Genomic DNA, 3,706 nt, shown 5'->3' on the forward strand with positions numbered 1-3,706 from the left:
GCATCGGGGGTGAACACGCCGCCCGTCACGCTGCCCTCCAGTTTGCCTTGCAAGTCGTGGGTGGTGGGGTCGAAGGCGAGGATGGTATACTTGCCATCGCTGATGGGATCAACGGCGCGCGTTTTGCCGGTGGGCGCATCGGGAGTAACCGATACTTCGGCCTCCAAGCCGTCGCCCAAGTCAACGGTCGTCGGCTTCACGGATGCTGCGGCGCGTGTCACAGCCTGGTCGGCCTGATAGGCCACTTCGGTAAATTTGAAGTGGCTGCCGTCAAGCGTTATCTTTTGGTTCTCGCGGGTTGCCTCTTCGTCGCTTGCGCAACCGGCGAATAGCCCTGCTGCCATCAAGGTCAGCACAAGGGTCAATCTATTTATTTTTTTCATTGCGTTTCGTTTTACTTGTCGTTTCTTAATTGTCTAAATCAATCTCGGTGCCGCCCACTTGCTGCTCGCTTCCCCATTGCTCTTCGGTTGAGCCCGGCGTCTTCGGCGTCACCCTCGTTTTGGGTTCGGCTACGGGACGGACGGAGAACCCGAACGACCGAAAGTAGAAGTACAGCGGGATCACGCCGCCTGAGTAGAAGCCCATTAAGGAACCGTAGTTGAAGTAGTGCGTGTCAAGCGGGACTGCCGACCAATAGTTGCCGAAGCCCTCGCCGCCCAGCGAACCGCTGCCCCATTCGCGATAACCCGAAGCAGGGAAATATACGGTGGCATCAGGAGAAGTGATTTTGTTGTTGAAGTTCCACCCGTAGTCCCAAGCACCGCTGACATTCATCGGGCCGCCGTTCTGCCCATTCGTCGTGAAACCGGTGAAGGCATTGGAGGCGGGCATGTGGAAACCGGCAGGGCAGGGATCGTAGATGGTCTTGACCACAGCATTGTCATTATAACCTGTAACAGTGTTGTCCATCGACCAGAGGTTGTACTGATTGTAGCCGTTGTCCCAACCTGAGCTACCAGTGTAGAAAGTCTCGGGATGCTGGATGCCGTTCTGAATGGACATGTTGTTGCCGTTCTTGTTGAACGAACCGTCGGGAGTGGTATCAGTGCCGGGGAAGGCATCCTTGCGACCGAACTGGTAGAAGGTGTTATAGCCTCGCCGCGAGCTACCCGGATTCTGCGTAATGGTGAGGACTGCCTCTGTACGCGTTGCAGGAGAAATCTGTCCTTTTGTCTGTCTGACTTTCACCTTGATGCTGCGTGGCGAGGTGTAGCTGGTACGTCTCCAAACAGTATATTTCCAGCCAAGCGTTTCTTCGGAGAAATCATATCGTTTGTTTTGATAGTTCCAGCAGGCAGTGGTGTTGAGCGCATCGTCATGAATAAACCACAGATGCCACGACCAAACGACTGTACCGCCCTTGGTGACGGCAATCACGGCATTGCCGTTCTTGATTTTGTCGGCAGGCACTTCGAACTGCACGAAGGCATTGGTGCCACTGCCGGTTACTGCGAGGTTTTTCACTAATCCACTTTCATCGGCCCAGACTACCTTGGCATTATCGGGCGCGTTGGCCCCACTATTGCTTTGCGTAATCCAAGGGTCGGTGATGTCCTGACCGGCGTGGTCCTTAAAGTGCGTCAAAATAAAAGGCCCGGTATTACCGGTTTGGTAGGCACTTTCATTCTTACCACCCTTCTTGATGGCGTTGCCATAAACCAGGGGAATTTTATAATAGCCCGGGTGGGAGATGATATAGCAGTTGGCGGTGTTGCGCAGTGTGGTGTTGCCTTTGATGTCGTGGGTCGACAAGTCGTAATAGTCCGATGCATTGCCCTTGGCATGCAGCTTTAAAGCGGCATTCATCGCTGCCAATTTGTTTATGCTAGCCTCGGGCACCAAATTAGCTACACCCGTCTCGCCGGTTGTCGTAATGCTGCCATTGCCACTCGTTGTGGTCAGGCTCGTAAACCAGCTTGGAAGCGGTTCGGTCATCGAGAAAGTGCCATCACCGTCGGTGTCATAGCCCACCACTTCCCAAGGTACAGCTTGTTTGGTGTGACTCACGGGATCTTCGCGATAGCTTTCTATCTTGTAATTGCCCGTTGCATTGGCATTATATGCTGCCGGGGCAGGTGGCGTGACAGTCAGTTCATACTGCCAGCTCGACGTGTTCTGCGACAGGGCGTAGGTCTTCGTTGTGCCGGGCTTCCACGTGCCGGCAAGATTAGCCGTGATGGCAGGAGTCGGGGCATTGTCGAAATAAACTTTCACCTGTACGCCCGTAAGCGTTTGCGGAATCATGTAGAACACATAATTGTCTTGATTGTGACCCATGATAATATTGTTCACCGCTTCGGATGTGCTTACGTTCACACCACTAAGCGTAAACGTTGCAGGCGCAGAGAGCGTGGAAGCATCCCATGCACCGGTGTGGTTTTTATCGGTGGGCAACGTATATTTGCCTTTGCTCATGGCATTGACAATCTCCACCTTGGTGATGTGCTTGCTGTAAGAAAGGTTTTGTCCCACCTTGAAACGCACCGCGGTGAGCGCGTGGCGGAAGGTGAGGTCGGTGCGGGGCGCCGTGGCACTCATTGTGCCAATATCGGTGTGCACATTGCCCGAGCAAGCCGTCATCAAATCCTTTTGGTCGGTGACGTTGGGCTCTACCTCGAAATCTACGTAGGGCGTGCCTGTGTAAGTAGATGGTGAGAGTTGCAGCTTACTATAGGGCTTGGGATAAACCGCATAGAAACAACCGTGGTTTTTGAACCAATCCCAGTAGATGGGCGAAACGAGGTTGCCGTCCTTCTTCGTGTCCTTATCGTAGAACCAAGGTTCGAGACTTGTGTCCGACGAACCATAGAACGCCGTGGTCGAGAAGTTTTGCATCGTGGGCAGGGTTGTGATGTCGGCACGCGTTTGCGCCGTGGCTTCAAACTGCGAGGGCACACCCGGAAGTGTGGTTTCTATCAAACAAAGTCCCGCACCGGCTTTGCCTTGCACGGGCAGTTTCTGCATTGTGAGGTCTTCGGGTGCAAGGTCTTGCAGCGCCAATTGATGGGTAAAGGCTGCGCGCGTCATGGGCTGATTACTCTTGGCTGCAGCCTGCGCCTGGTCTTGCTTTTCCGAAACATTAAAAGCGACGAGCGCCTTGCCGTTGTTCTCATTCGAATCAATATCTTTGTCGGAACAAGCAAACAGTGCAAGGCCGACCGTAAAACTTGCGGCAGCGAATGGAATGGCGCGCCGCAGGCTGTTGTTATAGAAATATTTTCTTATCATTGATTACCTTTTTAAATTGTTATCTACTTTGGTGGGACAAGGGTTTAGTCCTCTTCTTCCCATCCACCGCCCCAGCGCTTAGCGCCCGAGAGGTTGGTGTCTTCGTCATCTTCGGTGGGGTTTTCAATCGTGACGTGGCCATTATTTCCACCTCCAGGTTGCACCTTAGGTCCACTTTCGCCTAACAAATAATGCTCAGTCGCGACATGGATGACCGCACATGTAGGCATTTCATACAATCTCTTCTTCATTTTTCGTTCTGTTTAAATGATTATATTTACTACTATTGATTTCTTGCTTTTTTGTTCATTTATGTATGCAAAAAGGGCATGCAAAAAGTTTATCAAAAACTTCTTGCACACCCTTTGTTTATAAGTGATTATGTTGTATATTAACGCGCGCGCGTTCTTTATTAATGAGCGGACGTTAGAATGTGTGTGTGTGTGTGTGTGTGTGTGTGTGTGTGTGTGTGTGT

General features: G+C 52.0%; 2 protein-coding genes and 1 pseudogene. All 3 read right to left on the minus strand.

Annotated elements, in window-relative coordinates:
* Positions 1 to 383: pseudogene (locus HMPREF9431_RS13095) on the minus strand (hypothetical protein); the annotation flags it as partial.
* Positions 384 to 408: 25 nt separating this feature from the next.
* Positions 409 to 3,231, minus strand: a complete 2,823-nt coding sequence (locus HMPREF9431_RS00200; RefSeq protein ID WP_004379001.1) for a fimbrillin family protein — start codon at positions 3,229 to 3,231, stop codon at positions 409 to 411.
* A 44-nt stretch (positions 3,232 to 3,275) separates the two neighbouring features.
* Positions 3,276 to 3,482, minus strand: coding sequence for a hypothetical protein (locus tag HMPREF9431_RS00205; RefSeq protein WP_004379002.1), 207 nt, complete (start codon positions 3,480 to 3,482; stop codon positions 3,276 to 3,278).
* Between the last annotated feature and the right edge of the window lie 224 nt (positions 3,483 to 3,706).

Source organism: Segatella oulorum F0390 (assembly GCF_000224615.1).
Lineage (GTDB): Bacteria > Bacteroidota > Bacteroidia > Bacteroidales > Bacteroidaceae > Prevotella > Prevotella oulorum.